The following is a 3,803-nucleotide window of genomic DNA, read 5'->3' as shown; positions in this document are numbered from 1 at the left end:
TCCATTCTGGTCACCGGTGGTACCGGTTCCTTCGGACACACGTTTGTGCCGATGACCCTGGCGAAGTACAACCCGAAGAAGATCATCGTCTACTCGCGTGACGAGATGAAGCAGTGGGAGATGGCCAAACTGTTCCAGGGCGACCCGCGGGTACGCTTCTTCATCGGCGACGTACGCGACAAGGACCGCCTCTACCGTGCGCTCGACGGTGTCGATTACGTGGTCCATGCGGCCGCCACCAAGATCGTGCCGACGGCCGAGTACAACCCCTTCGAATGCGTCAAGACCAACATGCTCGGGGCGATGAACCTCATCGACGCCTGCATCGACAAGGGCGTCAAGCGCGTGGTGGCGCTGTCGACCGACAAGGCCTCGAGCCCGGTGAACCTCTACGGCGCGACCAAGCTCGCCTCGGACAAGCTCTTCGTCGCCGGCAACTCTTACGCCGGCGGTCACGACACCCGCTTCGCGGTAGTGCGCTACGGTAACGTGATGGGCTCGCGCGGCTCGGTGATCCCGTTCTTCCTTTCGATCCGCGACAAGGGCGTACTGCCGATCACCGACGAGCGCATGACCCGCTTCATGATCTCGCTCGAGCAGGGCGTGGAGCTGGTCTGGCACGCCTTCGACGACATGGAGGGCGGCGAGATCTACGTCAAGAAGATCCCCTCGATGAAGGTCACCGAACTCGCAAGGGCGGTGGCGCCGGAGGCGAAGCTCGATTTCGTCGGCATCCGTCCGGGCGAGAAGCTGCACGAGCAGATGATCGGGCCGGAAGACTCGTTCTACACCTACGAGTACCCCGAGCACTACAAGATCCTGCCGGCGATTCACAACTGGGACACCAGCGCTGAGCGCATCAAGGACGGCAAGAAAGTGGCCGAAGGCTTCGACTACTCGAGCGACAACAATCCGGAATGGATGAGCACCGAGGAACTGCAGGCCTGGATCGCCGCCAACGCCGCCAAGATCGGGAAGATCTGAGCATGATTCCCTACGGCCGCCAGGAGATCACCGAGGACGACATCGCCGCGGTCGTCGCCACGCTCAAGTCGGACTTTCTCACCCAGGGCCCGGCCATCCCGCGCTTCGAGCGGGCGCTCGCCGACTACTGCGGCGCCACCCATGCGGTGGCGGTGTGCAATGCCACCGCGGCGCTGCACATGGCCTGCGAAGCCCTCGGCCTGGGCCCCGGCGATCGGCTGTGGACCAGCCCCAACACCTTCGTTGCCTCGGCCAACTGCGGGCTCTACTGCGGCGCCACGGTGGACTTCGTGGATATCGATCCACGCAGCTACAACATGAGCGTGAGCGCGCTCGCCGCCAGGCTCGAGGCGGCCGAGGCTGCCGGCACCCTGCCAAAGATCGTCATCCCGGTGCATTTCGCCGGCCAGAGCTGCGACATGCAGGCCATCCACGCACTCGGTCAGCGTTACGGCTTTCGCATCATCGAGGACGCCTCGCACGCGGTCGGCGGCACCTACCTCGACAGCCGCGTGGGCAGCTGCCGCTACAGCGACATCACCGTGTTCAGCTTCCACCCGGTGAAGATCATCACCACCGGCGAAGGCGGCATGGCGCTCACCAACGACCCGGCGCTGGCCGCGCGCATGGAGCGCTTCCGCAGCCACGGCATCACCCGCGATCCAGCCCTCATGGACGGCGAGGCCGACGGACCCTGGTACTACCAGCAGGTCGAGCTCGGCCACAACCTGCGCATCACCGACCTGCAGGCCGCGCTCGGCTGTTCGCAGCTCGACCGCCTCGACGACTACATCGCGCGCCGCCACGCGATCCGCGAACGTTACGACGCGGCGCTGGCAAGCCTGCCGGTGATCACCCCGTTCCAGTCTCCCGAGGGGCGCTCGGCGCTGCACCTCTACCCGATCCAGATCGACCCGGCACGCACCGACAAGGGGCGCCGCGAGGTGTTCGAGGCGCTGCGCGCGACCGGCATCGGCGTGAACGTCCATTACATCCCGGTGCATACCCAGCCCTGGTACCGGGGCCTCGGTTTCGCGCCGGGCGATTTCCCGCAGGCCGAGCGCTACTACGCGCACGCCATCAGCCTGCCGATGTTCCCGACCCTCACCGAGGCGCAGCAGGCCGAAGTGATCGCCGCGCTCGGAAGCGCGCTGGCGTGAAGCTCGCGGTGATCCCCGCGCGCGGCGGCAGCAAGCGCATCCCGCGCAAGAACATCCGCGACTTCGCCGGCCGGCCGATCATCGCCCACTCGATCGGCGCGGCGCTCGAATCGGGCTGCTTCGACCGGGTCATCGTCTCCACCGACGACGAAGAGATCGCAGCGGTGGCGCGTCAGTGGGGCGCCGAGACACCCTTCCTGCGGCCAGCCACGCTGGCCGACGAGCACACCGGCACCAACGCGGTGGTCAAGCACGCGATCGGCTGGTTCCGCGAGGCCGGCCACGCGGTCGAGCTTGCCTGCTGCATCTACGCCACCGCCCCCTTCGTGCAGGCCCGCTACCTGCGCCAGGGGCTCGAGCGCCTCGCCGCCAGCGACAAGGCCTTCGCCTTCTCGGTCACCTCCTTTCCCTTCCCGATCCAGCGCGCCATCCGCATCAACGCCGCAGGGGCGGTCGAAGCGATCTGGCCGGAGAACATCGCCCGTCGCTCGCAGGACCTCGAAGAAGCGTTTCACGACGCCGGTCAGTTCTACTGGGGCCGTGCCGACGCCTTCCTGGCCGACACCGTGCTGTTCTCGCCGGTCTCGCTGCCGGTGGTGCTGCCCCGCCACCTGGTGCAGGACATCGACACCCTCGAGGACTGGCAGCGTGCCGAGCACATGTACCGCGCGCTCGAGCTCGCCGGGGAGATCGGCGCGTGAGGGTCGCCTTCCGGGTGGATGCCTCGCCCGCGATCGGCAGTGGTCACCTGATGCGCTGCCTGACCCTCGCCGCGAGGCTGGCGAGCGCCGGCTGCGACATCGCCTTCGTCTGCCGTCAGCTGCCCGAATCGCTCGAGGCGCTGGTCCGCGAGGCCGGCCACGACTGCATCCGCCTGCCCACGCCGGCAGACACCACGCTGACCACCACCGCTGGCGATCCACCTCACGCGCCGTGGCTCGGCGTGCCATGGGAGACCGATGCGCAGGAGAGCTGCGCCGCGCTGGCAGGCGGTGTCGACTGGCTGGTGGTCGACCACTACGGCATCGATGCGCGCTGGCAGGGCCGACTGCGCGACGCGGCGCGCCGGATCATGGTCATCGACGATCTCGCCGACCGCCCGCACGACTGCGAACTGCTGCTCGACCAGAACCTCTACGCGGACATGACCGAACGCTACGCCGGGCGCGTGGCGGCACACTGCCGCCTGCTGCTGGGTCCGCGCCATGCGCTGCTGCGCGACGAATTCGCCACGCTGCGCGGGCGGATCGTGGCGCGCGACGGCGAAGTACGACGGCTGCTGGTGTTCCTCGGCGGCATGGATGCCGACAACGTCACCGCGACCGTGCTCGCAGCCCTCGAAGCGCTGCCGACACGCCACTTCGCCAGCGACGTGGTGATCGGCGCCGGCCACCCGGCGCGCGGGCGCATCGAGGGCGAATGCAGCCGCCTCGGACTAGCCTGCCACGTGCAGACGCCGCGCATGGCCGAGCTCATGGCTGCAGCGGACCTGGCCATCGGCGCGGGCGGCACCGCTACCTGGGAGCGCTGCGCGCTGGGCCTGCCGACGCTGGCGCTGTGCCTCGCCGACAACCAGCGCCAGCTCATCCACGACGCCAGCCGCGCCGGACTGCTGCACGGTCCCGACATTTCCGCCACCGACGCCGCAGCGATCGCCCG

Annotated in this window: 4 protein-coding genes; all 4 read left to right on the top strand. The window is 68.3% G+C overall.

Features of this window, described 5'->3' with window-relative positions; all coding sequences use genetic code 11:
• The coding region (gene pseB, locus GQB03_RS22515) for a UDP-N-acetylglucosamine 4,6-dehydratase (inverting) (protein ID WP_200832408.1) at positions 1–984 on the top strand (984 nt) is incomplete at its 5' end.
• Positions 985–986: 2 nt separating this feature from the next.
• Positions 987–2,144: a UDP-4-amino-4,6-dideoxy-N-acetyl-beta-L-altrosamine transaminase gene (gene pseC / locus GQB03_RS22510; RefSeq protein ID WP_159694033.1), complete on the top strand. Its 1,158-nt coding sequence runs from the start codon at positions 987–989 to the stop codon at positions 2,142–2,144.
• Positions 2,141–2,845 (top strand): pseudaminic acid cytidylyltransferase, encoded by a 705-nt coding sequence (gene pseF, locus GQB03_RS22505; protein ID WP_159694031.1) that lies wholly within the window; start codon positions 2,141–2,143, stop codon positions 2,843–2,845. Before pseC ends, pseF begins: the two co-directional genes overlap by 4 nt.
• The coding region (gene pseG, locus GQB03_RS22500) for a UDP-2,4-diacetamido-2,4,6-trideoxy-beta-L-altropyranose hydrolase (protein ID WP_159694029.1) at positions 2,842–3,803 on the top strand (962 nt) is incomplete at its 3' end. The genes pseF and pseG, both read left to right, overlap by 4 nt.

The sequence above is a fragment of the Cognatazoarcus halotolerans genome (assembly GCF_009800965.1).
GTDB classification, from domain to species: domain Bacteria; phylum Pseudomonadota; class Gammaproteobacteria; order Burkholderiales; family Rhodocyclaceae; genus Cognatazoarcus; species Cognatazoarcus halotolerans.
Note: the sequence above shows the minus strand (reverse complement) of the source record. Positions and strands in the feature narration are given on the sequence as shown.